Raw genomic sequence first — 26,324 nt, 5'->3', positions numbered from 1 at the left:
CCACTCGCCACCAGAGCAAGCTCCGTGCTGCCGTTCGACTTGCATGTGTAAGGCATGCCGCCAGCGTTCAATCTGAGCCAGGATCAAACTCTTCAGTTTAATCTCTGTTACTTTGCCGTTTTACCGGCACCGTCATTGCTGACGGGTCGCTCACTCAAAAAACTGACAGGCTACTTCCGAAGAAGTATCCTATTTCATTATTTCTTGTGAACATTTGATATTTTAAGTTAGACGCCAATCCGAAGATTGACGCTGCACTGACATCAAATGCCCACACTTATCGACTGTTAATTGTTAAAGAACTGTATTCTGCACTACTTTCGCGCTATCGACAAAGCGTTGTGTTTGTCAGCTGCGAAGAAGGAAGAGTATGAAGCATTTCAGCACAATCGTCAACTCCTTCTTTTCTACTACCCAGCCTCTGAAGGCTGTCCCTTTTGTGCCGCAAACTAGTGCGTCTCATTGGGGAGGCGAACTATAGCAAAGCGCCCCATCGGAAGCAAGGCTTTTCCCGGGTATTTGCGGCCAACTGCTACAATTTCGCCCCCTCAGCGCAAATCCGCGCCCCACCATAGAAGATTCACCATGAAACAACAAGCTCAAGGATCAGGCCTGACCCTGAAACGGGCTGGCTTTACCACTGGCTTCGGCGTGCTCGCCGCCACCCTCGGTTCCGCAGTCGGTCTCGGCAATATCTGGAAGTTCCCCTACCTGACGGGTGCCAATGGCGGCGCCGGCTTCCTGCTCATCTATCTGCTCGCCACCTTATTAGTAGGATTGCCCGTGATGATCGCGGAAATCACCCTGGGACGCCGCGCCAAGGTCAATCCTATCTCGACCATGGAACAACTGGCGCCCAAGGGCAAGCCCTGGTGGCTGGTCGGCCTCATCGGCATGGTCGCCGCCTTCCTCATCGTAGCGTTCTATTCGGAAGTGGTGGGCTGGGTGTTCGCCTATATTGCCAAGGCCGTCGATGGCTCCATCCTCAGCAGCGACAAAGTGGTGACGGAGGCCGCCTTCGCTTCGCTGATCAGCAATCCCGTGCAATCGCTGTTGTGGCAATGGGGCGTGTTGCTGTTTATCGGCGGCATCCTGATGCTGGGCGTGACCAAGGGCATCGAGGCGATCGCCAAGAAACTCATGCCGCTGCTATTCCTGCTGCTACTGCTGCTCTGCGCGGTCAGCCTGTCGCTGGATAAAGCAGGCGAAGGCCTGGCTTTTCTGTTCCGTCCCGACTTTTCCAAACTGACGGCTTCCGTCGTGCTGACGGCCATGGGCCTGGCCTTCTTCAAATTGTCTGTCGGCATGGGCACCATGATGACCTACGGCAGCTATTTCCGCGACGACCAGAATATCCCCGTCACCACCTTGCGCGTGATGGCCGCCGACCTGGGCGTGTCCATGCTGGCCGGCATCGCCATCTTCCCCGCCGTGTTCACGTTTGGCTTCGCCCCCAGTGCGGGCCCATCACTGGTATTCATCACGATCCCGGCCGTGTTCTCGCAAATCCCCATGGGGCAAGCCCTGATGGTGGTGTTCTTCATCCTGGCAGCCGTGGCCGCCACAGGCGCGATGCTGTCGCTGATGGAAGTGCCCGTGGTGATCTTCCATGAACGCTTCGGCTGGACACGCACCAAGGCCACCGTCGTGACCATGTTGCTGCTGGCCGTGCTCGGTTCCGTGTGTGCGCTGAGTAACAGCGCCCTGGCAGACTTCAAGCTGTTTAACTTGAATATGTTTGATCTGTTCGACTTTGTCTCGTCGAACATCTTCCTGCCCGTGGGCGGTATTGCGATTGCCTTGTTTACTGGCTGGGCCTGGGGCAAGCACAACTTTATTGAAGCGATCAGCAACCACGGCCAGTTGCAGAATATAAAACTGGCGCATGTGCTGCTATTCCTGCTGCGCTTTGTCTCGCCCGTGCTGATCCTGATCGTGATGCTGAAAGGTTTACAGGTCTTTTGATCAGAGTACCCGGGTGTAGGTCTGGCGCACCAGCACCCGGTCGCCGCAATCGAAATGCCACCATTCGCTGTTGATACCGAAAAAGCCCGCCTGGAACATGGCGTCGCGCAACAATCGGCGATGTCCCACTTGTTCCTCTGTAATTTCTCCCTTTTCCAGCAACACCAGCTCCAGTGACGGGTGCGAGCGCTCACTTAGGTCGTCAAAGCCTGTACCCATGTCCAGTTCCTGCCCATCCGGCCCCACGATGGTGATGTCGAGCGCCATGCCGAACGAGTGAATGGAGCCACGCGACGGCTCGGCGATATAGCCGAGCAGCTCCGTTCCCTGCAATGCATCCCACAGCTGCTGCTGCACCCGCTGCGGGCGCAGGGCGTCGAGCACCAGCAGATGATGATCAGGCCGCCGCTCGGCCAGCCACGCCACGGCCTTTTCCAGGGCGGCGGCCGCATCGCGGTGCAGCCAGGCGCAATCGATGGGGCTGTATAAATCGCGGCCGACGAAATTGTCGGGTGTGGCATAGCGCAGATCGACGGCGATGCCGGCAATGCTGCTCAGGTGGCGAAATTGCGGATCACTGCTGACCGCTTCCAATTGCAAACTTGCAACAGACATCAGACTCCTCTTTCCAGGCAGTTGCGCGCCGCCACGCCGATGCTGTCGGCCAGGCGCCGCGCGCCATGCGACAGCGGCGAGTGGCTGGCCGTCAATAAATACAGTTGGATCGGTATCGTGGGCGCCCATGGCCGGCGCTGCAGGCGCTCGGGCGAACCGGACGCGGCCGTAAAAGGATCGACGACGGCCATGCCAGCGCCCGCTTCCACCAGCGAGCGGGCGATTTGATAGGTCTGCACCACGGTACTGAAGACAGGATGGATATCCTGCGCCTCGCAGGCGGCGACGACCAGTTCCCCCAGCGGATCATTGTCGGCATGACCGATCAGCTCGCCATTCAGGCCATGCGCCGTCAACGGCGTGCCGCAATCGGCCGCATGCCAGGTGCCGGACGGAGCGATGACCGTCATGACACCATGCGCGAGCGGCTCGGCCACGATGCCCGGATGACGCGGGTCTTGCAGGGAGACGGCCAGGTCGGCTTCGCCCAGGCGCAAGGTATTGACGATCTCCCCCGTGTGATGCGTGGCCAGCTGGCAACGTGTGTGGGGAAAGTCGCGCCGCCATTCTGTCATGGCGAAGGGCAAGACGCTGATGGCAATCGTCGGCGTGGAGACCAGGCGGATGGTTTCCACCGCATGCCCCTTCAGGCTGGCTGCCAGGCGGCGGATGCCCAATAAGTCGCGGTTGAGCTTTTCCGTCTCGACAAACAGCCGGTGCGCCTCGGGTTTTGGATACAGCTTGCCCCGCACGCGCTCGAATAGCGGCATGCCCAGTTGCAACTCACAATGCTGCAAGACCTTGGTCACGGCCGGTTGCGAGATATGCAGCACCTGGGCGGCGCCGCTGATGGTGCCAACTTGCATGATGGCGTGAAACACTTCGATATGACGCAGCCGCATGAGCTATTCCTTTACCTTGCCATGGCCGCTTGGGCCGTCAGCGTTCAGCATATAAGAAAAAGTCATGGGCTGGAACGGCCGTGCTACTTTGCAACAACAGCCGGGGCCGGGGTCGTCAGCACTTCCAGCAGGGCCGCCGTTTCACCATCCGGCGTGCCATCGAACAGCGTGTTGCGGTATTTCATCTGGAAGGCGATCAGCACATTGCGCGTCGCTTCATCGAACACGCCCGTGTTGGGCGTCGCATAGCCGTGCTGGGCCAGCTTTTTCTGGAACCAGACGGCGTCCGGCACCTGCTGCTCAAAAATGAGGCGCTGCGCAGCGACACGGTTGGCGTCCGGCCAGACGATCAGGCCCGCATCAGCCAGCTGGCGCCACGGGAACAGCGGCCCCGGATCCTGCTTGCGCTGCGGCGCGATCTCGTTATGGCCGAGGATATTTTCCGGCGCGATGTTGTAACGGGCCTGGATATCTTTTAACAGCGGAATCAGCTCATCGATCTGCGCCTGGGGAAACGGATACCAGAGACGGCCTTCCGGCGTGTCCTTGAAGCCCGGATTGACGATCTCGATGCCGATCGAGCTGACATTTAACTGTGTATAAGTCTTCCAGTTACTCACACCGGCGTGATTGGCCTGGCGTGATTCGTCGACCAGCACGTAAAACTTCGGCTTGTCCGTGTCCGTCAGCAGGTAGTGGCTGCTGACCACTTGTTCCGTCAGGATCTTGATCGAGCGGGGCAGGTCACTGACCGTGTAATGGATGACGATGAATTTCACGCGCGGGCTCTGGCTGCGCGCGCTCAAGCTATGGTCAAGGTGCGGCGCGGGCGTGGTACAGGCGGAAAGCAGGGCCACCAGCATGGCGAGAGCGATTTTTTTCATGAAAGATCCGTATTCGGGTTAATAAAATGTTCAGTTTTTACAAGCGCCTGAGCGCCGCTTTCACCGCCACCTTGGCGGCCGCCTCATGTGCCCGGGCAACTTTCTGCTCCATTGTCAACGATGCCGGCAAAGCAGCGCGCATGGCTGACGCGATGGCCGGGTGCAATTGTGCCGCACGGCCCGCCAGCACCACGGGGCGCGGGCCATGGCGCGCCGTCAGGGCCAGGGCCAGGCGCGCCAATTCCTGCCCGGCACGTTGCAAGATGTCCAGCGCCAGCGGGTCAATGTCGGCACTGGCGGCCACGGCCAGCGCCAGCCGGCCGATGCTACCGCGATCCTCGCCATACATGAAGGCGCGCGACAGTGACCAGTCGCTGCCGCCTAGCTGTTCAAACACGGCCTCGGCCATGGGCGAGGCTTGCCAGCTGCCGGGCGCTTCGTCTTCGCGGCGCCAGATCTGGCGCAACGCTTCACGGGCGATCCAGTAGCCGCCGCCGCCATCGTCGAGCAGCACGCCGCGCCCGCCCGCACGGTGAAACACGCCATCCGTATCAATCCAGGCGGCAATCGAGCCCGTACCCGCGTAGACCAGATAACCTTCGCCTGGTTCAAAACTGTCGCGATAGGCGATCTCGATATCGTTGCAGATGGTCACGTCACCGGCCTGCAGCGCCAGCAAGTCCGCCAGCGCTTGCGTCAAAACCACGTCGTCGCCGCCAAACCCCGTCAAGCCCGCCACCACGGCGCGCGGCCAGCCAATGGCCAGCACGGCCTGAGCCAGCTTCGCAAACGTGGCGTGCAGTGTACTGCGGCCAGCTGCGCTGCTCATTTGCAAGGCAGACAAGCCTTCCACGGCGCCGTCCGCCACGATGGCGCCGTCCGCGCCGGCCAAGGCCCAGCGCGTTTGCGTGCCGCCCGCGTCGATGCCCAGACCGAGGACGGCAGCATCAATATTGGCTGTAGGGAAGGAAATCATGGCATGAGTGTAAAGCGAAGCGCTCCCGGCAGGCATGAAAGCTTGCGCATGTTTCATGCCTGCAGGTTATGGACTAGGAGTGAACGGTCAACAACTACTTGGCAGCGGCCGTAAACGGTGCGCGCATCGTGACGCGCGGGCTTTCATTGCCCAGACGGTCCACGGCGCTGACCACCACCGCATTGACCTTGCCGACGGCGTCGTCGACCAGGGTCAGTTCGCCCTGCGTGCCTGTCACCACGGTAAAACGCCAGTCTTCGCCATAGCGTGCCCAGACCGCATACTGCGCCACGGGCTTGCCGCCGCCCGCCGTCAATTTCAGGTTCAGGCTGGTGGAATCGCGGCGCGTGGCCACGGCCGGCGTGCCGGGCGCGTCCTTGCCCAGCCACGGCGTGGCGGGAATCAGGGCAGGGCTTTGGTAGACGCTGGCCTTGAGCTGGTCGCTGACACCCTTGCGGTTCTGCATCAAAGGCACCATGCTGAAATGCACTTGTCCATTCGCGCCAGGGCGCGTGCGCGTCACTTCCACCTGCTTGATGATCTCTTGCGGCGTGAAGGACTTGGCAGAATTGTCGATGCGGCTCGTGTACAGGCCAGGCCACACATGGCGGCCATACGGATTTTGCGCCAGCCAGTAGTCGAGCAGCACGCCAAACGCCTGCGGTGCCTGCGCCACGGGCCAGTACAGCTGCGGAGACAGATAGTCGAGCCAGCCCTTGGCCAGCCACAGTTCCGCATCCGCATACAATTTATCGTACTGGCTGAAGCCGACGATGCCGGCAGGGCGGCGGTCCGGACGGCCGATGCCAAACGGGCTGATGCCGAAACGCACCCAGCTCTTTTCGCGGTGGATGCCTGTATATAAGGCTTCAATCAGCTGGTTGACGTTCTGGCGGCGCCAGGAAGGGCGGTCCAGCTGGCCACCGGCTAGCAGATATTGCTGCCAGGAAGGCTCATCGGGAAACGGCAATTCGCGCTTGGCGCCGCCATTGCCCGCGTCCAGCGCGGCCGTTTCCGCACCGGCACCGGCACCGGGCGCATCGATCGGATACGGATAAAAGTAATCGTCGATGTGCACGCCGTCGATATCGTAGCGGCGCACCACGTCGAGCACCACGTCCGTCGTGTGCTTGGAAGCGGCGGCGTCGCCCGGGTCCATCCACAGGTAGCGGCCGTATTGCTTGACGGACGCCGGATTGGTGGAGGCGAAACTGTCGCGCGCCAGCGGCGACTTGGCCGTGGCGTGGCGGGCACGGTAAGGATTGAACCAGGCGTGCAATTCCAGGCCACGGGCATGCGCCTGCGCCACCCAGAAGGCCAGCGGGTCATACATGGGCAATGGCGGCTGGCCTTGCTTGCCGGTCAGGTATTCCGACCATGGCTCCAGTTGCGACGGGTAAATCGTGTCGGCGCTGGGACGCACCTGCAGCACGATCGCGTTCAAGTTCAAAGACTTGGCGCGGTCGAGGATGGCGATCGCTTCGGCTTGCTGCTTGGCGACAGGCAGGTTACTGCGGCTGGGCCAGTCGATATTGGCCACCGTCGAGACCCAGGCGGCGCGGAACTCGCGCGGCGCTGGCGGCGGGACTTCTCCCGTGATGTGCTGCACGGGCGGCACGGCGGGCAAGCCCGCGTCCCCTGGCGGCACGGCGGAAGGCATCCTGGTGCTGGTGCAGCTGCTGAGCAATGTGGCAGTGGCCAGCGCGGCCAGTACGCCGGCGCTGGCGCCCAGGCGTTTTTTGAAAGTAGACAACAAAACAATTCCTTGCAGTGGTGGAGCGCAGGTCTATCGGTGCGGGCATTTTACTGTGCGCCCGCCATCCATGCGGGCGCGCACGGCAAAAGAATCAGGCCGCGGCCTTCTTGCCGAATTCCGGATCGATCTTGACCAGGGCGGCCATGATGAAGGCAGGAATGGTGGCGATGCAGACCCAGATAAAGAAGTGCTGGTAACCGAGCATTTGCTGTATCCAGCCGCTGGCCATGCCGGGCAACATCATGCCCAGGGCCATGAAACCCGTGCAAATGGCGTAATGGGCCGTTTTATGCGCGCCATCGGAGACCATGATCATGTACAACATGTAGGAGGCGAAACCGAAGCCATAGCCAAATTGCTCCAACGCAATGCCACCGGCGATCACATAGACGTTGCTGGGCAAGGCCGTGGCCAGGTACACAAACACCAGGTCCGGCAAATGGACGGACAGCACCATGATCCACAGGCAGCGTTTCAAGCCAAAGCGGGAAATGATGTAACCGCCCAGCAAGCCACCCAGGGTCAGGGCGATCACGCCGATGGTGCCGTAGACGAGGCCCACTTGTTCCGTGCTGAGGCCCAGGCCGCCCTTGGCGACGGGGTCAAGCAGGAAGGGCGCGGCCAGCTTCAACAGTTGCGCTTCACCGAGGCGGAACAGCAGCAAGAAGCCCAGGATGACGACAATATCCTTCTTCTTGAAGAAGGAGGCAAAGGTGGCGACGAATTCCTGCAGCGGAGACACGCCGGCGCCCTGGATGCTGGGACGGTCATCCTTGGGTTTCGGCAAGACAAAATAGTGGTACAGGAAGAGGGCGATGAACAGGCCCGCCAGGATGGCAAACACGACGGACCAGGCCAGCTGCACATTGCCCGTCGCATGCGTCAGGTAACCGGCCAGGTAAACGAGGCCGCCCTGGCCGGCGATCATCGCCAGGCGGTAAAACGTGCTGCGCACGCCGACGAAGGCTGCCTGCTGGTGTTCTTCCAGGCCCAGCATATAGAAGCCGTCGGCGGCGATATCATGCGTGGCGGAACTGAAGGCCATCAGCCAGAAGATGGCCAGGCTGATCTGGAAAAAATGCGGCAGGGAAGTCGTCAACGCCACCAGCGCCAGCGCGGCGCCGATCACCAGCTGCAAGCCGATGATCCAGAAACGCTTGGTGCGGTACATGTCGATGAAGGGCGACCATAGCGGCTTGATGACCCATGGCAAGTACAACCAGCTGGTATACAGGGCAATATCCGTATTCGAAAAGCCGTAATTCTTGTACATGATCACGGACAAGGTCATGACCACTACATAGGGGATGCCCTGGCCGAAATACAGGGAAGGGATCCACAGCCACGGCTTATTTGACGGCTTATTCGCGCGCGCCGGGGCGGTTTGTTTCACAAGCTCCATACATCCTTCATTGTCTCCCAGACAGAAGAATGCCGCGCCATCGGATCAGGCCGCCAGTGCCGCCCGCACACTGCCGTCCGCTCTGGCCAACAATGCCTGTGCCTGGTTTGTGTTGATTTTTTTGATCAAGGCAACTATCGCCACCTTGACGTGATAGTGGCATTGCTCCAGCACGCTCCTGGCCTGCGCCTCGCTGGCGCCGGTGGCATGCATGGTCAGTCGCACCGCACGCCAGATCAGCTTGGCGTTGGTCGGCTTCAAGTCTACCATCAAGTTTCCATACGTTTTATGCAAACCGACCATCAGGGCGCTGGAAATCGTGTTCAGGGTGATTTTTTGCGCCGTGCCCGCTTTCAAACGGGTGCTGCCGGAAATGACTTCCGTGCCCGTGTCGAGCACGATGCCGCATTGTGCCTCGTGCGCCACGGGAGCGTCCACGTTGTTGGCGATGCCGATCGTCAAGGCACCGGCCTTGCGCGCGGCCAGCAGGGCGCCCAGCACATACGGCGTGGCGCCAGACGCGGCCAGCAGGATCACGACATCATTTTCCTGCGGCTGCAGTCCCGACAAGTCCCGCTCGCCCTGTTGCAGATCATCTTCGGCGCCTTCGACGGCCGTGAACATGGCGCCCGCGCCGCCGGCCAGGATGGCGACGGCCCGTTCCGGTGGCCAGGAAAACGTGGGAGTGAGTTCAACACTGTCGAGCACGCCCAGGCGTCCCGACGTGCCCGCTCCCACGTACAGCAGGCGCCCGCCGGCGGCGATGCGGGGCAGAGCGGCCGTGATGGCGACGGCAATGTCGGGCGACGCCAGCCGCACGGCCTCGACGGCCCAGAACTGGTCATCAACCAGCGCCGCCACCAGTTGTTCCACCGGATACAGATCCAGATCCGGATGCCGCCGGCTCGGGGTTTCAGTTTTCAACATGATTTCAGAACATGGTTGAAGGTGAAACCAGTTTAATACCGATGTGCAAGATCAGCCATGAAAGGATGACGGGCAGGCATAACGGGAGTTTATGGCCAGGACAGCGTCGTGTACCGCCATTGCCATGCAATTTGTGCATTCAGGGGGCCGGAGCCAAGTTTCAGCGCCGTTTGTGTCTATACTGCGGTTCGACGCCTATCTCCACGACCGCCCCATGATCGCTCGCCAATTGCTGTTCCTGTTTAGCGCCCTGGGCGCCATCAACGGTATTTTTCTGGCCGTCTATTTCTTCAGCCGCCGGCCTCGCTGCCTGGCCGACTGCCTGCTGGGCGCATTGCTGCTGGCCGTCGGGGTACGCACCGCCAAATCCGCCTTTCTTTACTTCAACCCGGCGATTGCCATCGAATTTCGCCAGCTGGGCCTGTCGGCCTGCCTGCTGATCGGTCCCTTGACCTATCTATATGTGCGCGCTTTTCTGGCCGGGCGCGGGCAATTGCCTGCTGGACAACAATGGCGTTGGCATCTGGGCGTGTCCTTCCTGCTGATTGGCATTGGCGTTGCCTTTCCGTATTCCGCGTATCGTTCTGTGTGGGATCTGTCGAGCCATGCCATCCATGTGTTCTGGCTAGGCTACCTGCTGGCAACGGCAAGGCTGCTCTGGCACAGCCGCCATGCATGGTGGCACGACGGACAGCGGATGGCGACCAGCAACGTGCTCCTGCTGAGCGTGTTCGCAGGCAGCTGCATCATGCTGGCGGCCTACGCGAGCACGCCGTTCACGTCCTATATTGTCGGCGCCTTGTCGTTTACCTTCTCGCTGCACGTCGCGGTCATGGTCTTTCTGCTGAGAAAGGAAACCGCGACGCCTGCCGAGCCGAAGGAGAAATACCGGAATAGCCGCCTGGCGCACGACGATGCGCTGGCCGTGCTCGCCGCGCTGGAACAACAGATGAGCGGGCAACAATCCTATCTGAACCCGAATCTGACTTTGGCCCAACTGGCAAAGCGGGCCGGATGCACGCAGGCGCAGGTGTCGCAGGTGCTCAATGACAAGCTGGGCAAGAGCTTCACTAACTACGTCAACGAATACCGTATCGCCGAAGCGAAACAGGTATTGAGCGGCGAACCGCAACTGAACATGGATACCGTTGCCGAGCGCTGCGGCTTCAACTCCAGTTCCACCTTTTACTCGACCTTCAAGAAAGTGGCTGGGCAGACACCCGCCAGCTACCGCGCCCAATCTGGCCAGGCGGCCGGGGCCATTCCCGTGTAAAACCACTCCGGAATCGCCATTCAGGAGTCTGACATCCTGTTTGGCGACATTAATTTCCCTGCATTTCGATAAATTATCGACCATCAACGATCTGAAATCGTCGTTGCTCCGATAAACGTATTCTTCATGCAGGGTAAATCCATGATTCAGTTTTTTGTGCGAACCATACTCGCCTGTTGCTTCCTAAGCATCGCCGCCGTCGCTACCGCCGCCACTGCGGACCAGGACGAAAATGCCATCCGGGAAACCGTGGGCTTGTATCTGCATGGCACCAGCTTCAACATACAAAGCGAGATCAACCAGGCCTTCCATGCCACCGCCCGCCTTTACCTGGACGGTAAAAACGATGCGGAATGGGAAATGAGCGGTCCGGAATACGCCAAACTCTTTACCGAGGAGAAAAAAGGGCAATTCAATGGACGCCACGGACGATTGATCAAGGTGGAGGTGAGCGGCAAGGTGGCCACCGCCAAGGCCGAGATCCACATTCCCCAGCAAGGGGTGCGCTATGTGGATGTCTTTCTTTTGAAAAAGATCGCCGGCAACTGGAAGATCATCAGCAAGTCGGCCGATCGCGAGCCGGCAGCCCCGCGCCACGCACGCAAGGTGCTGCTGGTGGTGTCGAACGTGCATGAATATCCCGGCACCAAAATTAACGCAGGCAATAACTTCCCCGAACTTGCCTATACCTATGAAGTCTTTCGCAAGGCAGGGTACGCGGTCGACTTCGTCAGTCCCGAGGGGGGCGCCGTTCCTTTGGAAATGCTCGTCACGTCGGACCCGCTGCTCAAGCAGCATCTGTACGACAGTGATTTCATGTGGGCACTTGCCCATACCAGGCCCGTCGCCGAGGTCAGGGCGGACGAGTATGCGGGCATGGCTTTCGTCGGCGGCGGCTCGGCCATCGTCGGCATCCCGGACAACAAGCCGCTGCAGGACATCGCCTTGCGCATCTACGAACAACAAGGCGGGGTGATCGCGGCCATCTGCCATGGCACCGAGGGTGTCAAGAACCTGAAGCTCAGCGACGGTACTTTCCTCATCCAGGGCAAGGTGCTGACCTCGTTCCCCGATGCGTATCTCAACAAGGAATCGCCGGTCTACAAGGCCTATCCCTTTTCAGCGGAAGGCAGCATCAAGGGCCATGGCGGCATATTCAGGCACGGCGCCAATGGCAAGAGTCACGTCGAGGTTGACGGCCGGCTCGTGACCGGCATGAGCTGGGAGTCGTCCGTCGGCGTGGCGGAATCCATGATCCGCCTGATAGAGCAGTAATTCAGACAGCGCGTAGCAGCCGTGGGGAGCGGTTTCCTGGCGAGCCGGTCGATGCTGACTCGTCAGGGAGGCGCGCGAGCTTTATGGAGAACGGCGCATTTCGGCGACAAAATCGTAATGATCGCTGCGGCAATACGAATGCGTAAGTTCCACCGCTTCGCCCGACTCCAGATAGGCGATGCGCGTGATGAACAGCACGGCCTGGCCATCGGGGATGCCCAGCTGCTTGGCCAGCTCGGCCGTCGCATTCATGGCACGGATGTGCTGCAGGGCGCGCACGGGGGCCTTCTTGATGTTGCTCAGGTATGCATACAGCGAGTCGCCCACGGCGCCCGGGTCCGGCACCACGCTGAACGGCAGCACGCTCACTTCATACGCCATCACCACGTCGTCGGCCAGGCGCAAGCGCTCCAGGCGGGCCACTTTGGTATTCTGGGCCAGGCCCAGGCTCAGCTGCTCATCGCTGCTGGCGATGACGACATCGCGCTTGAGCCAGCGCGAACCGGGACGGTAGCCGCGCTGCTGCAGCTGCTCGGAAAAGCTCGACAGGTTCGACAGCGGCTGCTCGATGCGCGGGGCAATATAGTTGCCCGAGCCACGGCGGCGCACCACGAGGCCTTGCTCGACCAGCTGGTCGATGGCCTTGCGGGCAGTCACGCGCGATACGTCGAGCAGTTCGGACAGGGTACGTTCAGATGGCAGGGCCTGGTCTACCTGGTAGCGGCCGTTGCGTACGTCATCGCTCAGCTTGCGGGCGATCTGCATATATAAAGGCGAATTGTCATTTAAATCGACCTTGAGTTCTACGCTGGTCTGGCTCATACAGTTCTCCTTGTCCTCCTAGTGTAATAGCGATGGCGCTTGCGCGTATCCCGTCCGCCCATGAATAAATGGAAAATAGCTATAAATAACGGTTATACACTTAAAAAAACAATGTTTTACCATGGGTATAGCTTTGCATTATAGATAAATAAGCAATTTTCATTGGCCTTGGACACTTTCCCACCCTATGCTGGTGCTGCACTCCATCTACCATGACACAGGGAAAGCATGATCAATAAAATGACGGGTTTGCTGGGCTTGCTGTTGCTGGGTACGACCTGGAGTACGCTGGCCGCGCCGCCCGGCAGCGGCGCCGCGCCAGCGCTGCCGCCCGCACAGCAGCGCGCGCTCGATGCGGCCCTGTCGGCCATCGTCGATGACCCTGCACACCCGCTGGCCAGCCTGTCCGTGCTGGCCATCCGCCACGGCAAGGTGTCGTATGAACAGCAGTTTGGCTACCGCCACCTGGGCGCTACGCCGGACAGCAACTTGCCAGCGACGCCGGCCACCCTGTTTCGCATCGCCTCGGTCTCCAAGATGATGACCACTCTTGGCCTGATGCGCCTGGTGGAGCAAGGCAAGCTGAGCCTGGACCAGGATGTCAGTATTTATCTGGGCTTTTCCCTGCGCAATCCGCATTTCCCCCAGCAGAGCGTGACCTTGCGCAGCTTGCTCAGCCATACCTCCTCGCTGCGCGATGCGGGCGGCTACGCCTGGGGACCGGAGCGCAGCCTGCGCGACGTGTTTACGGCCGGTGGCGACCTCATGTGGGATACGACCGCGGCGCCAGGGCGCTACTTCACGTATTCCAACCTGAACTGGGGCGTGATCGGCACGGTGATGGAGCAAGTCACGGGCGAGCGCTTCGACCTGCTGATGCGGCGTTTGCTGCTCGATCCCATGGACGTGCCAGGCGGCTACAACCCGGCGGCGTTCCCGGCGCAAGACGTGGCAAACACGGCTACCCTGTACCGCAAGCGCACCGTTGACACGGAAGCGTGGCAGCCGCACGGGCCGTGGATCGCGCAGGTTGACGATTTCCATGCGCGCCCACCCGCCGCGCCGGCCGGCCTTGAACATTATGTGATCGGAAGCAATGCCACCGTCTTCAGTCCCACGGGCGGCTTGCGCATTTCCGCCGCCGGCCTGGGCAAGATCATGCAGATGCTGCTCGATGGCGGGCGCTACCAGGGTCAACAGATCGTGCAGCCGGCCAGCATCGCGCTGATGTTTGGCCGGCAATGGCAACTGGCGCCCGCTGGCGGCAACGGTGACAGCGAGCGGGGCCTGTACCGCGCCTGGGGCCTGGGCAACCAGCAATTCGATGCGGTGGCAGGGCAGGGCAACGGCCTGGCCGACGGCGCCAGCTTCGACGCCGTGGGCCACCTGGGCGACGCGTATGGCCTGGTCTCCGCCTTCGTGCTCGATTTCAAGAACAGGAACGGCATGGTGATGCTGGTGGGCGGCACGGGCAGCGATCCCGGCCAATACCCCGGCACGTACTCCGCCATGGGGCGCAGCGAGGAATTGATACTCACGGCCTTATACCGTGGTGCGATTGCCAACAGTCCCCCCTTGCCTTGAAATGGTGCATTCCTGAAAGTTATGGCTGCACCATGATGTTTCATTGGCTCCCATAACGCCCAGCCTCTAAGCTCTTCCCGAATGCTCCCGCACCATGGGAGCGCAACGCAGCGAGGCTACATGCAGCAACAAGTCATCATCATCGGCGGCGGCGTCGTCGGTCTGACATCGGCCTGGTGGCTGGCCGAGGCCGGCTACAAGGTCACTTTACTGGAACGCAATGAAGAAGTGGCGGTCGCCGCCAGTTACCGCAATGGCGGCCAGCTCAGCTATCGCTATGTGGCACCGCTGGCCGACGCCGGCGTCCCCCTGAAGGCCCTGCAGTGGCTGCTGCAAAAAGACGGACCGCTGCGCTTCCGCCCGGAGGCCGACTGGCGCCAATGGCGCTGGATGGCCAGTTTCCTGCGCAACTGTAACAGCGCCAGCAATGCCCGCACGACGGCCAAGCTGCTGGAACTGGGCGAACTGAGCCGCACTGGCATGGCGCAGCTGGAGTTGACGGTGCCGCCCGAGGCGTATGCCTGGCGCGATGCGGGCAAGCTCATCGTCTACCGCTCGCCGGCCATCTTCCAGCGCGCCGTGGCCCGCCCCGAATCGGAAGAGGCGCGCATAGTCTTGTCGCCGCTGGAAGCCGTGCAGCGCGAACCGGCGCTGGCCGCCTTGCAGGGTTCCCTGGCGGGCGGCATCTTTACGCCCGGCGAAGCGGTGGCCGATTGCCACGCCTTTTGCCTGACCCTCGAAGCGCGCCTGCTGCAGCACCCTAACTTTTCTCTCCTGCTGAAAGGCCAAGCACGCGGCCTCGTCACGCGCAATGGCAAGATGAGCGGCGTCGATACCAGCCTGGGTTTGCTGCAAGCGGACCACTACGTGCTGGCGGCCGGCATCCAGAGCCGCGACCTGGCCGCCACGGCGGGCATTTATTTGCCGCTGTACCCGCTGAAAGGCTACAGCCTGACGGCGCCCATCCGCACGCAGGACAAGGCGCCCGAGATCAGCATCACGGATTTCGAACGCAAGGTGCTGTATGCGCGCATTGGCGGCCACTTGCGCGTGGCCGCCATGGTCGACATGGTGGGCGCAGACAACCGCATCGATTGGAACCGCATCGCCGGCCTGACGCGACTGGCGCGCGAAGCCATGCCACAGGCAGCCGATTACGACCAGGCCACGGCCTGGGCCGGCTTGCGCCCCGCCACGCCAAACAGCGCGCCGCTGGTCGGCGCCAGCAAATATGCGAACTTGTGGCTCAACGTGGGCCATGGGCCGCTGGGCTTTACCTTTGCCGCCGGCACGGCGCGCATCCTTGCCGACCTCATGGCCGGCAAGGCGCCGCCGTTCGCGCTGGACTTCCTCAGCCCGAAAAAATAGCCGGCCAAGGCGGCGCGCACGCGGCGCCACCGTTATGGCGGATAATTGCGGAACTTTTCAGTTCCCCTATTTGCCAGCGCATGCCCACACCTTCGAAATTGTCCGCCTGCCCCTGTGGCGGCGCCGCCTACGCCAACTGCTGCGGCCCGTACATCGCGGGCGACGCCCTGCCGCCCACGGCCGAAGCGCTGATGCGTTCGCGCTACACGGCGTTCACCCTGCGCGACGAGCCGTATCTGCTGGCCACCTGGCATGCCAGCACCCGTCCCACCGACGCTTTATTTGCCGAAGAAGAAAAAGTCCATTGGCTGGGACTTGAGGTAAAATCTGCTTTACGTTTACGTCAACGTAAAGCAATATCAGCAGATCAAGCCGAAGAGACAAACCGCGACAGCGTCGAATTCGTGGCCCGCTACAAGGTCAACGGCCGCGCGCACCGCCTGCATGAAGTGAGCCGCTTCGTGCGCGAAGCTGGTGACGGCGGCATGCGCTGGTTTTATCTCGACGGCAGTTTTCCCGAATAGCGCGACCCGAGAGACCGGGCGATAAGAAAAAGGAACCGCAATGCCGCACATCGAAAGCAAACTCAATCCGCGCAGTGAAGATTTCAAGGCCAATGCCGCGGCCATGCAAGCCATCGTCGACGATTTGCGCGACAAGGTGGAAAAGATCGCGGCCGGTGGCGGCGAGGCGGCGGCCGCCAAACACCTGGCGCGCGGCAAGCTGCTGCCACGCGACAGGGTGCAGATGCTGCTCGATCCCGGCACGCCCTTCCTTGAGTTTTCCCAGATGGCGGCCTACGCCATGTACCAGGACGTCAAGGGCGTCGATGCGGCGCCCGCCGCCGGCATCATCACCGGCATCGGCCGCGTCTCGGGCCAGGAGTGCGTGATCGTGTGCAATGACGCCACTGTGAAGGGCGGCACGTATTACCCGATGACGGTGAAAAAGCATTTGCGCGCCCAGGAAATCGCCGACCAGAACAACCTGCCGTGCATTTACCTGGTCGATTCGGGCGGCGCCAACCTGCCGAACCAGGACGACGTCTTCCCCGACCGCGACCATTTCGGCCGCATCTTCTACAACCAGGCAAACCTGTCGGCCAAGGGCATCCCGCAAATCGCCGTGGTCATGGGTTCTTGCACGGCCGGCGGCGCCTACGTGCCGGCCATGAGCGATGAATCGATCATCGTCAAGGAGCAGGGCACGATTTTCCTCGGCGGCCCGCCGCTGGTGAAAGCGGCCACCGGCGAAGTGGTGACGGCAGAAGACCTGGGCGGCGGCGACGTGCACACGCGCTTGTCCGGCGTGGTCGACCACCTGGCGCAGAACGATTTGCACGCGCTGTCGCTGGCGCGCACCATCGTCTCAAACCTGAACCGTAAAAAACCGCAGCAGATGGATTTGCGCGCCTCCGTCGAGCCGAAATACCCGACGCAGGAACTGTATGGCGTGATCCCCGTCGATACGCGCAAGCCGTTCGACGTGAGGGAAGTGATCGCGCGCATCGTCGACGGCAGCGATTTCGACGAATTCAAGGCCCGCTACGGCACCACCCTGATCTGCGGCTTCGCGCATATCTATGGCGTGAAAGTCGGCATCATCGCCAACAACGGCATTTTGTTCTCCGAATCGGCGCTGAAAGGCACGCACTTCATCGAGCTGTGCTGCCAGCGCAAGATCCCGCTGGTCTTCCTGCAAAATATCACGGGCTTCATGGTGGGCCGCAAATATGAAAACGAAGGCATCGCCCGCAATGGCGCCAAGATGGTGACCGCTGTCGCCACGGCGGCCGTGCCGAAATTCACGGTGATCATCGGCGGCAGCTTCGGCGCCGGCAACTACGGCATGTGCGGGCGCGCGTTTTCCCCCCGTTTCATGTGGATGTGGCCGAATGCGCGCATCTCCGTCATGGGCGGCGACCAGGCCGCCTCCGTGCTGGCGACCGTCAAGCGCGACGGCATCGAGGGCAAGGGCGGGCAGTGGAGCGCGGATGAGGAAGCGGCCTTCAAGCAGCCGATCAAGGACCAATACGAACACCAGGGCCACCCATACTATGCCACCGCGCGCCTGTGGGACGATGGCGTGATCGACCCGGCCGACACCCGCATGGTGCTGGGCCTGGGCCTGTCGGCCGCCTTGAACGCGGAAATCCCGGACACGAAGTTCGGCGTGTTCCGCATGTAAGCGGCATTCAGGGAGAAGATCATGGAATTTGAAACCTTAAAACTGGTCATCGAGGGCAATGTCGCCACCGTGACCCTGAACCGCCCTGACGTGCGCAACGCCTTCAACGAGACGACGATCGCCGAACTGGCGCGCGCCTTCGAGGGCCTGGGACGCAGCGACATGGTGCGCGCCATCGTGCTGGCGGCGAATGGCGCGGCCTTTTGCGCCGGTGCGGACCTGAACTGGATGAAGAAGATGGCAGGCTACACGCATGCCGAAAACCAGGCCGACGCGCTGCAGCTGGCGCAGATGCTGCGCACGATTTACCTGTGCCCGAAGCCCGTGGTGGCGAAGATCCAGGGCGACTGTTATGCGGGCGGCATGGGCCTGGTCGCCGCATGCGATATCATTCTGGCTGCGGAAGATGTGCATTTCTGCCTGAGCGAAGTGCGGCTGGGCCTGATCCCGGCCACTATTTCACCGTATGTCATCAAGGCCATGGGCGAAAACGCGGCGCGCCGCTATTTCCTGAGCGCCGAGCGGTTCTCCGCGCAAGAGGCGCTGCGCATCGGCTTTGCCCACGAGGTAGTCGAGGCAAGCGCGCTGGACGCGAAAACGGCGGAGGTGCTGAAAGCGCTGACGGGCAATAGCCCGCACGCCGTGGCGCAAGCGAAAACGCTGGTGCGCGAGATCGCCGGCTTGCCGGTCGACGACGCGCTGCTGGCGGATACCGCCGAGCGCATCGCGCAGATCCGCGCCTCGGAACAGGGCCGCGAAGGCGTGCAATCGTTCCTCGACAAGCGCAAGCCGGCTTGGCTCATGGGCTAGTGAATAGTCTGAAGCCCATGGTCTAAGAATATCATTGGAGCAGTTTTGAAAGCAGAAAAACAATCGGGCTGGGTCGAACGCAGTCTGCGCAGCGTGTGGCATCCGTGCACGCAAATGCAGCACCACGAGACTGTACCGCTCATCCCCGTCAGCCATGGCCGCGGCGCCTGGCTGTATGACCACGAAGGCCGACGCTACCTGGACGCCATCAGCTCCTGGTGGGTGAACCTGTTCGGCCATGCGAATCCGCGCATCAATGCGGAACTCAAGGATCAGCTGGACCGCCTGGAACACGCCATGCTGGCCGGTTTCACGCATGAACCGGTGATCGAACTGTCGGAAAAGCTCTCTGCGCTCACCGGCGGCGTGCTTGGCCACAGTTTTTATGCCTCCGACGGCGCCTCGGCCGTGGAAATCGCCCTGAAAATGAGTTTTCACGCCTGGCGCAACAGCGGCAAGAGCGAGAAACAGGAATTCGTCTGTTTAAAGGGTAGCTACCACGGCGAAACCATCGGCGCCCTGGCCGTCACGGACGTCGCCCTGTTCAAGGATGCCTACGGTCCGCTGCTGCGTGCCACGCAGACCGTGATGTCGCCCGACTTGCGCCAGGCGGCCGAAGGCGAAACGGCTGAAGATGTGGCGCGCCGCGCCGCCTGTGAAGTGGAACACCTGTTCCAGCAAAAAGCCGACAAAATCGCCGCCATCATCATCGAGCCGCTGGTGCAATGCGCGACCGGCATGGCCATGCACGACCCGCTGTACCTGTCCCTGGTGCGCGCCCTGTGCGACCGCTATCAAGTCCATTTGATCCTCGACGAAATCGCCGTCGGCTGCGGCCGCACGGGCACCTTTTTTGCATGCGAGCAGGCCGGCATCTGGCCCGATTTCGTCTGCCTGTCGAAAGGCATCAGCGGCGGCTACCTGCCGCTGTCCCTGGTGATGACGCGCGAAGACATCTATCAGGCGTTCTACAGCACCGACGTACGCCGCGGCTTTTTGCATTCGCACTCGTACACGGGCAACCCGCTGGCCTGCCGCGCCGCGCTGGCGACTTTGTCGATTTTCGAGGAAGACGACGTGCTGGTGGCCAACCGCGTGCGCGCCGCCAAGATCACGCGCGCATTGGCGCCGCTGGCGCAGCATGACAAGGTAAAAAACTTCAGACAGCAGGGCATGATCTGGGCCTTCGATGCGGTGGATGCGGCGCCCGATTTCTCGCGCCGCTTCTTCAGCACGGCACTGGAACATGAACTGCTGATGCGTCCCATCGGCTCCACCGTCTACCTGATGCCGCCGTACATCCTCGACGACGAGGAAATCGCCGGCCTGGGCCAGCAGACCCTGGCCGTCTTCAACAGCGTGACGGGAGCCTGAGATGGAACTGCTCACGCGCTTGAAGCAGCAGTTGCACGGACTGGAAGAGCGCAGCCTGATCCGCCGCCGCCGCACCGTCGACACGCCATGCGCGCCGCGCCTGACGGTGGACGGGCGCGCCATGCTGGCCTTTTGCAGCAATGATTACCTGGGCCTGGCCGCGCATCCGCGCATCGTCGCCGCGCTGAAAGAGGGCGCCGACCTGTATGGCGCCGGCAGCGGCGCTTCGCACCTGATCAGCGGCCATAGCCGCGCCCACGCGCAGCTGGAAGAGCGGCTGGCGGCGTTCGTCGGCGCCAACCTGGAACAGGCGCGCGCCCTGTATTTCTGCACCGGCTACATGGCCAACCTGGCCGTGCTCACGGCCCTGTCGGCCGGCGACCCGGACGCGGAGATTTTTTCGGAAGCGCTGAACCACGCCTCGCTGATCGACGGCACGCGCCTGGCCCGCGTGAAAACGCGCGTGTATCCGCACGCCGACCTCGATGCCTTGGCGGGCCTGCTGGCAGCCAGCACGGCGCAAACCAAGATCGTCGTCACCGACAGTGTCTTCAGCATGGATGGCGACCTGGCGCCGCTGCCCGCGCTGCTGGCCCTGTGCGAACAATACGGCGCCTGGCTGGTGGTCGACGACGCGCACGGCTTCGGCGCGCTGGGCGAGCATGGCCGCGGTGCGCTCGAACATTTCAATTTGCGTTCGCCCTACCTCGTGTATGTGGGCACCCTGGGAAAATCGGCCGGCGTGGGCGGCGCCTTTGTGTGCGCGCACGAAGCCGTGATCGACACGCTGATCCAGAAGGCACGCCCCTACATCTTCACCACGGCGGCAGCACCCGCGCTCGCGCATGCGCTCTTGGCCAGCCTGGACATCATCGCCGGTGAAGAAGGAAAGCAACGCCGCGCCCACCTGGCGGCGCTGGTGGCGCAGTGGAACGACGGCTTGCAGCTGCAACGCTGGCAAGCCTTGCCTTCAGTGACCGCCATCCAGCCCGTCATCATCGGCGAAAACGCGCACATGCTGGCCGTCGCCGCCCAACTGTACGAGCAGGGCCTGTGGGTCGGCGCGATCCGCCCGCCCACCGTGCCAGCTGGCACGGCGCGCCTGCGCGCGACCCTGTCGGCCGGCCACACGGCGCAGGAAGTGGCGCAATTGATCAACGCAGTCAACACTCTGGAAAGGACTCGCCATGAGCCTTGATGACCCTATCGTGGCGGACGTGCTGGCGGACCTGGCACCGGCCGTGCAGCCGGCGCCGGCCACCACCGGCCTGCCATCGCGCTTTGCCTGTTTCGTCACCGGCACCGACACGGAAATCGGCAAGACCCTGACGTCGTCGGCCCTGCTGCACGCGCTGGTGGCGCGCGGCGTGCGCGCCTGCGGCATGAAGCCCGTGGCCGCCGGCGCCGAGATGCGCGATGGCGAACTGCATAATGAAGACGCCGACAGCCTGATCGCCGCCGGCAACGTCACCATGCTGCGCAGCCTGACGACGCCCTACATGCTGAAGGAACCGGCTGCGCCGCACATCGCCGCCGCGCTCGAAGGCGTGAGCATCGAATCCGTGCCCATCCTGGCCGCCTACCTGGAAATAGCTGCCGCCTCGGACGCCGTGGTGGTCGAAGGCGTGGGCGGTTTCCGCGTGCCGCTGTCTCCCGGTTTCGATTCTGCCGACCTGGCGCAGCAGCTCGACCTGCCCGTGATCCTTGTGGTCGGCATGCGCCTGGGCTGCATCAGCCAGGCCTTGCTGACGTTGGAAGCCATCGAAGCGCGCGGCCTGACGGTCATCGGCTGGGTCGCCAATACACTGGAAGTGGAAATGCGCTTCCTCGACGAAAATATCGATGCGCTGATCGAGCGCATCCCGGCGCCGCTGCTGGGCAGGGTGCCGCGCCTGGCGCAACCGAGCGCGCAAGCGGCGGCCGCGTATCTCGATTTCACCGGCCTGCCGAACTGGCCGGCGCAACAGTCGAACACTTAAACCAAACAATTAATCGTATCCAAAAATAGAAGCGAAGGAATCACCATGTCCGTAGTCCAAGAAGCAGCAAAAACCGTCGAACTGCACCGTCCGGCCGCACGCATCACCCTGCCGGAAGCGGCCACCTGGCCCATCGATGATGTGCTGGCCCTGTTCGACCTGCCGTTCAATGACCTGATGTTCAAGGCCCAGCAAACCCACCGCATCAACTTCCCCGATGGCGACGTGGAACTGGCGACCCTGCTGTCGATCAAGACGGGCGGCTGCGAGGAAGACTGCGGCTACTGCCCGCAGGCAGCCCGTTACGACACGGGCGTGGAAGCGAAAAAAATCCTCGACATCGACACGGTGCTCGACGCGGCCCGCCAGGCAAAAGCCAACGGCGCCACGCGCTTCTGCATGGGCGCCGCCTGGCGCGGCCCGAAAGACCGCGACATGGACAAGGTCGAGGAAATGGTCAGCAAAGTCAAAGCGCTGGGCCTGGAAACCTGCGCCACCCTGGGCATGCTGGAAGAGGGACAAGCGGACCGCCTGAAAAACGCCGGTCTGGATTTCTATAATCACAACCTCGATACGGCGCCCGAGTTCTACGACAACGTCATCTCCACGCGCGAATACCAGGACCGCCTGGACACCCTGGGCCGCGTGCGCGAAGCAGGCTTGAAAGTGTGCTGCGGCGGCATCGTCGGCATGGGCGAGACGCGTCTGCAACGCGCGGGCCTGATCGCCCAACTGGCGAACCTCAATCCATATCCGGAATCGGTACCCGTCAACCACCTGGTGCAGGTGGAAGGCACGCCTTTGTTTGGCCTGGAAGCGCTGGACCCGTTCGAATTCGTGCGCACCATCGCCGTGGCCCGCATCACCATGCCAAAGGCGCGCGTGCGCTTGTCGGCCGGCCGCCGCCAGATGGGCGAAGCCGTGCAGGCCATGTGCTTCCTGGCTGGCGCCAACTCCATCTTCTACGGCGACAAGCTGCTCACCACCGACAACCCGGAAGCGGAAGACGACCGCGTCTTGCTCGGTAAGCTGGGCTTGCAGACGCGCGGCGCCATGCTTGAATCGGTGCAGAAAGAGAAGTGCGGCTGCTGATGCCTGCCTTGTCGGGTTACGCCGTGCCGGCTAACCCGACCTACGAATACCGCCTCACCAATGCGTAGGTCGGCTTAGCGCAAAGCGCGTAAGCCGACACGCCAGCAGACAAGGTCCGCCAAGAGACAGCTGCCCCTTTTTGAGAGAATAGAGAGAGACCATGTTCACTAAAATCCTGATCGCCAACCGCGGCGAAATCGCTTGCCGTGTCGCCGCTACCGCGCGCCGCATGGGCATCCAGACCGTCGCCGTGTATTCGGAGGCGGACGCCAACGCCAAGCACGTCGCCGTGTGCGATGAAGCCGTCTTGATCGGTCCCGCGCCGGCCAAGGAAAGCTATCTGTGCGGCGAGAAGATCATCGCCGTGGCGCTGGCGACAGGTGCGCAGGCGATCCACCCCGGCTACGGCTTTTTGTCCGAGAACGCCGACTTCGCCGACGCCTGCGCCTCTGCCGGCCTGGTCTTCATCGGCCCGCCGGCATCGGCCATGCGCGCCATGGGTTCCAAGTCGGCGGCCAAGTCGCTGATGGAAAAAGCCAATGTGCCACTGGTGCCTGGCTACCACGGCGAAGAACAGGATGCGGACTTCCTGCACGGCCAGGCCGACAAGATCGGCTACCCGGTGCTGCTGAAGGCCTCGGCCGGCGGTGGCGGCAAGGGCATGCGCGTCATCGAGAACAGCGCCGATTTCAAGGCCGCGCTGGCCTCGTGCAAGCGCGAAGCGATCAGCTCTTTCGGCGACGACAAGGTGCTGGCCGAGAAATATCTGTCGCGTCCGCGGCATATCGAAATCCAGGTGTTCGCTGACACGCTCGGCAACTGCATCTACCTGTTCGAGCGCGATTGCTCGGTACAGCGCCGTCATCAAAAGGTGCTGGAAGAAGCACCGGCGCCGGGCATGCCGGCAGAGCGCCGCGCGGCCATGGGCGAAGCGGCCGTTGCCGCCGCCAAGGCCGTCGGCTATGTCGGCGCGGGCACGGTGGAATTCATCGCCAACCAGGATGGTTCGTTCTACTTCATGGAAATGAACACGCGCCTGCAGGTCGAGCATCCGGTGACGGAAATGATCACCGGTACCGACCTGGTGGAATGGCAGTTGCGCGTCGCCTTTGGCGAACCGCTGCCGAAAAAACAAAGCGATTTGACCATCCACGGCCACGCCATCGAGGCGCGCATCTATGCGGAAAATCCGGAGAAGGGCTTCCTGCCATCGATCGGCACCCTGCGCCACATGCAGTCGCCTTCGGCCGTCACGTTCGAACTCGGTGGCACGGTGGTGCCGGCCGCCGTGCGCATCGATTCGGGCGTGCGCGAGGGCGACGCCATTTCGCCATTCTACGATCCGATGATCGCCAAGCTGATCGTCTGGGGCGCCGACCGCCGCGAGGCACTGGCGCGCATGGCGCAGGCGCTGGCCGATTACCAGATCGTCGGCCTGGCCAGCAATATCGCCTTCTTGAAACGCCTGGTCGAAGGCCAGGCCTTCGCCAGCGCCGACCTCGACACGGGCCTCATCGAGCGCAATCAGGCGTCGCTGTTCCCCGCCTTGCAGGCGGCGCCCGACACGGCCCTGGCGCTGGCGTCCGTGGCCCTGCTGCTGGAGGAAAAAGCGGCGGCCGAAACGCAATCGGCCAACCGCGCCGACCCGTGGGGCAATGCCCTGGGCTGGCGTTTGAACAGCACCCTGGGGCGCAGCCTGTCGTTCGCCGATGAATTCACCTTGGCCAGCGACAACAAGGCCTATGCGGCGCGCATCGCCTACAAGACGGATGGCTGGCTGTTCAACGGCCAGCCCCTCTCCCTGACGGCGCACACAGGCAACGAGCTGCACATCAAGCTGGGTGAACGGGCCGTGCACGGCACCGTGCGCCGCGACGGCGAACAGTTCCACGTGTTTACCGGCGGCTTGCACCATACCTTGCATTACAACGATCCGATGGCGCATGCGGGCGAAGTGGAAGCGGAAGGCGGGCGCCTGACGGCGCCGATGCCGGGCAAGGTGGTCGCCGTACTGGTGAACAAGGGCCAGGACGTCAAGAAGGGCGAGCCGCTGGTCATCATGGAAGCCATGAAGATGGAGCACACGATCGCCGCGCCGCACGACGGCCTGGTGGAAGACGTGCTGTATGCGGTCGGCGACCAGGTGGCCGATGGCGCGCCGCTGCTGGCCTTCAAGGCAGCCGCATAAAGGCAGCCACCATGCGCATCCTGTTACAACGTTCGGACGGCAAGGAGGCGGCGTGGATCAGCGACCTGCGCGACTTGCTGCCCGAGGCCGAAATCCATTTCTGGCGCGAAGGCGAAGCGGTTGAACCATGCGACTACGCCGTCGTGTGGCAGCCGCCCGCCGCCATGCTGCCCGAGCTGGCCAAGGTCAAAGCCATTTTCAATACGGGCGCCGGCGTCGACGCGCTTTTAAAGTTCGGCGACGCGCTGCCGGACCACGTGCCGCTCGTGTGCCTCGACGACGCGGGCATGGGCGTGCAGATGGCCGAATATGTGAGCCACGCCGTGCTGCGCCACTTCCGCCGTTTCGACGATTACGAGGCGCAGGGCCGCGCCGGCATCTGGCAGCCGCTGCCCGCGTTCGACAAGGCGGATTTTCCCGTCGGCGTGCTGGGCATGGGCGTGCTGGGCACGCGCGTGCTCGATGCGCTGGCACAGTTCGAGTTTCCCCTGCGTGGCTGGAGCCGCAGCCAGAAACACATCGATGGCGTGGACTGCTTCGCCGGCGAGGAGGGACTCGACGCCTTTTTGCGCGGCACGCGCGTGCTGGTATGCATGCTGCCGCTCACGCCGGACACGCACAACCTGCTCGACCGCACCCGCCTGTCGATGCTGCTGCCGGGCGCCTACATCATCAACGTGGCGCGCGGCGCGCATATCGCCGAACCGGATTTATTGACCTTGATCCGCTCGGGGCATATCGCCGGCGCCACGCTCGACGTGTTCCGCAACGAGCCACTGCCGCAGCAGCACCCGTTCTGGCAAGAACCCCGCATCACCATCACGCCGCATATTTCGGCCGCCACCCTGCGCCGCGAAAGCGTGGCGCAGATCGCCGCCAAGATGCGCCGCCTGCAAGCCGGAGAAGTGGTTGCCGGCATCGTCAACCGTTTGCAAGGATACTGAA

The 26,324-nt window shown here is 62.5% G+C and carries 22 protein-coding genes and 1 rRNA gene; 14 read left to right on the top strand and 9 right to left on the bottom strand.

Translation table 11 applies throughout. The features are described 5' to 3' along the window. Positions 1 to 99 (bottom strand): 16S ribosomal RNA (locus tag ACQ4WR_RS13585); the annotation flags it as partial. Positions 100 to 585: 486 nt separating this feature from the next. Between ACQ4WR_RS13585 and ACQ4WR_RS13580 the strand changes: the two genes are divergently transcribed. Then, positions 586 to 1,965, top strand: coding sequence for a sodium-dependent transporter (locus ACQ4WR_RS13580; protein ID WP_436487832.1), 1,380 nt, complete (start codon positions 586 to 588; stop codon positions 1,963 to 1,965). Here ACQ4WR_RS13580 and ACQ4WR_RS13575 read toward each other — a convergent pair whose 3' ends face one another. The 7 genes from ACQ4WR_RS13575 to ACQ4WR_RS13545 form a co-directional block, all read right to left on the bottom strand. Then, positions 1,966 to 2,580 (bottom strand): M15 family metallopeptidase, encoded by a 615-nt coding sequence (locus ACQ4WR_RS13575; RefSeq protein ID WP_102295262.1) that lies wholly within the window; start codon positions 2,578 to 2,580, stop codon positions 1,966 to 1,968. It abuts the gene before it with no gap. Next, positions 2,580 to 3,482, bottom strand: a complete 903-nt coding sequence (locus ACQ4WR_RS13570; protein WP_436487830.1) for a LysR family transcriptional regulator — start codon at positions 3,480 to 3,482, stop codon at positions 2,580 to 2,582. The genes ACQ4WR_RS13575 and ACQ4WR_RS13570 overlap by 1 nt, the downstream gene beginning before the upstream one ends. A gap of 83 nt (positions 3,483 to 3,565) precedes the next feature. Further along, positions 3,566 to 4,366, bottom strand: coding sequence for an N-acetylmuramoyl-L-alanine amidase (locus ACQ4WR_RS13565; protein ID WP_102295259.1), 801 nt, complete (start codon positions 4,364 to 4,366; stop codon positions 3,566 to 3,568). Positions 4,367 to 4,403: 37 nt separating this feature from the next. Beyond that, a complete protein-coding gene (locus tag ACQ4WR_RS13560) occupies positions 4,404 to 5,342 on the bottom strand; it encodes an N-acetylglucosamine kinase (RefSeq protein ID WP_436487828.1) in 939 nt (312 codons plus the stop codon). A 94-nt stretch (positions 5,343 to 5,436) separates the two neighbouring features. Beyond that, on the bottom strand, positions 5,437 to 7,098 hold the full coding sequence (locus tag ACQ4WR_RS13555) for a glycoside hydrolase family 10-like protein (RefSeq protein ID WP_436487826.1): 1,662 nt from the start codon (positions 7,096 to 7,098) through the stop codon (positions 5,437 to 5,439). Positions 7,099 to 7,189: 91 nt separating this feature from the next. Next, complete coding sequence (locus ACQ4WR_RS13550; RefSeq protein ID WP_436487824.1) at positions 7,190 to 8,500, bottom strand: MFS transporter; 1,311 nt, start codon at positions 8,498 to 8,500, stop codon at positions 7,190 to 7,192. A 45-nt stretch (positions 8,501 to 8,545) separates the two neighbouring features. Beyond that, the gene (locus ACQ4WR_RS13545; RefSeq protein ID WP_436487822.1) at positions 8,546 to 9,427 is read right to left on the bottom strand and encodes an N-acetylmuramic acid 6-phosphate etherase; all 882 of its coding nucleotides are present in this window, start codon (positions 9,425 to 9,427) and stop codon (positions 8,546 to 8,548) included. 214 nt (positions 9,428 to 9,641) lie between these two features. On the opposite strand from ACQ4WR_RS13545, the gene ACQ4WR_RS13540 reads away from it, so the two are divergent. Both ACQ4WR_RS13540 and ACQ4WR_RS13535 read left to right on the top strand, forming a co-directional pair. Beyond that, complete coding sequence (locus tag ACQ4WR_RS13540) at positions 9,642 to 10,700, top strand: helix-turn-helix transcriptional regulator (RefSeq protein ID WP_436487821.1); 1,059 nt, start codon at positions 9,642 to 9,644, stop codon at positions 10,698 to 10,700. A gap of 141 nt (positions 10,701 to 10,841) precedes the next feature. Continuing rightward, complete coding sequence (locus ACQ4WR_RS13535; RefSeq protein WP_436487819.1) at positions 10,842 to 11,975, top strand: nuclear transport factor 2 family protein; 1,134 nt, start codon at positions 10,842 to 10,844, stop codon at positions 11,973 to 11,975. An 81-nt stretch (positions 11,976 to 12,056) separates the two neighbouring features. Here ACQ4WR_RS13535 and ACQ4WR_RS13530 read toward each other — a convergent pair whose 3' ends face one another. Next, positions 12,057 to 12,797: a GntR family transcriptional regulator gene (locus tag ACQ4WR_RS13530; RefSeq protein ID WP_102295246.1), complete on the bottom strand. Its 741-nt coding sequence runs from the start codon at positions 12,795 to 12,797 to the stop codon at positions 12,057 to 12,059. Positions 12,798 to 13,025: 228 nt separating this feature from the next. Here ACQ4WR_RS13530 and ACQ4WR_RS13525 point away from each other — a divergent pair, with 228 nt between their 5' ends. The 11 genes from ACQ4WR_RS13525 (at position 13,026) to ACQ4WR_RS13475 (ending at position 26,323) form a co-directional block, all read left to right on the top strand. Continuing rightward, a complete protein-coding gene (locus tag ACQ4WR_RS13525; RefSeq protein WP_436487817.1) occupies positions 13,026 to 14,381 on the top strand; it encodes a serine hydrolase domain-containing protein in 1,356 nt (451 codons plus the stop codon). A 120-nt stretch (positions 14,382 to 14,501) separates the two neighbouring features. Continuing rightward, positions 14,502 to 15,749: a D-amino acid dehydrogenase gene (locus tag ACQ4WR_RS13520; RefSeq protein WP_436487816.1), complete on the top strand. Its 1,248-nt coding sequence runs from the start codon at positions 14,502 to 14,504 to the stop codon at positions 15,747 to 15,749. 68 nt (positions 15,750 to 15,817) lie between these two features. Continuing rightward, positions 15,818 to 16,273 carry a YchJ family protein gene (locus tag ACQ4WR_RS13515; RefSeq protein ID WP_219726831.1) on the top strand — a complete coding sequence of 152 codons (456 nt, stop codon included), beginning with the start codon at positions 15,818 to 15,820 and terminating at the stop codon, positions 16,271 to 16,273. Positions 16,274 to 16,313: 40 nt separating this feature from the next. Beyond that, positions 16,314 to 17,936 carry a carboxyl transferase domain-containing protein gene (locus tag ACQ4WR_RS13510; RefSeq protein WP_436487814.1) on the top strand — a complete coding sequence of 541 codons (1,623 nt, stop codon included), beginning with the start codon at positions 16,314 to 16,316 and terminating at the stop codon, positions 17,934 to 17,936. A gap of 21 nt (positions 17,937 to 17,957) precedes the next feature. After that, positions 17,958 to 18,746 (top strand): enoyl-CoA hydratase/isomerase family protein, encoded by a 789-nt coding sequence (locus ACQ4WR_RS13505; RefSeq protein ID WP_102295240.1) that lies wholly within the window; start codon positions 17,958 to 17,960, stop codon positions 18,744 to 18,746. 45 nt (positions 18,747 to 18,791) lie between these two features. Then, positions 18,792 to 20,120, top strand: coding sequence for an adenosylmethionine--8-amino-7-oxononanoate transaminase (gene bioA, locus ACQ4WR_RS13500; RefSeq protein WP_436487812.1), 1,329 nt, complete (start codon positions 18,792 to 18,794; stop codon positions 20,118 to 20,120). Position 20,121: 1 nt separating this feature from the next. Continuing rightward, positions 20,122 to 21,318: an 8-amino-7-oxononanoate synthase gene (bioF, locus tag ACQ4WR_RS13495; protein WP_436487810.1), complete on the top strand. Its 1,197-nt coding sequence runs from the start codon at positions 20,122 to 20,124 to the stop codon at positions 21,316 to 21,318. After that, on the top strand, positions 21,308 to 22,099 hold the full coding sequence (gene bioD / locus ACQ4WR_RS13490) for a dethiobiotin synthase (RefSeq protein WP_436487808.1): 792 nt from the start codon (positions 21,308 to 21,310) through the stop codon (positions 22,097 to 22,099). Before bioF ends, bioD begins: the two co-directional genes overlap by 11 nt. A 45-nt stretch (positions 22,100 to 22,144) precedes the next feature. Beyond that, entirely contained in the window at positions 22,145 to 23,191 is a 1,047-nt protein-coding gene (bioB, locus tag ACQ4WR_RS13485) for a biotin synthase BioB (RefSeq protein WP_046681747.1), read from the top strand. Between the two features lie 160 nt (positions 23,192 to 23,351). Next, positions 23,352 to 25,379: an acetyl/propionyl/methylcrotonyl-CoA carboxylase subunit alpha gene (locus tag ACQ4WR_RS13480; RefSeq protein ID WP_102295232.1), complete on the top strand. Its 2,028-nt coding sequence runs from the start codon at positions 23,352 to 23,354 to the stop codon at positions 25,377 to 25,379. An 11-nt stretch (positions 25,380 to 25,390) separates the two neighbouring features. Further along, positions 25,391 to 26,323: a 2-hydroxyacid dehydrogenase gene (locus ACQ4WR_RS13475; protein ID WP_436487805.1), complete on the top strand. Its 933-nt coding sequence runs from the start codon at positions 25,391 to 25,393 to the stop codon at positions 26,321 to 26,323. Position 26,324: the final 1 nt, after the last annotated feature.

The organism is Janthinobacterium amylolyticum, assembly GCF_051380655.1.
Classification (GTDB): Bacteria; Pseudomonadota; Gammaproteobacteria; order Burkholderiales; family Burkholderiaceae_D; genus Janthinobacterium.
Note: the sequence above shows the minus strand (reverse complement) of the source record. Positions and strands in the feature narration are given on the sequence as shown.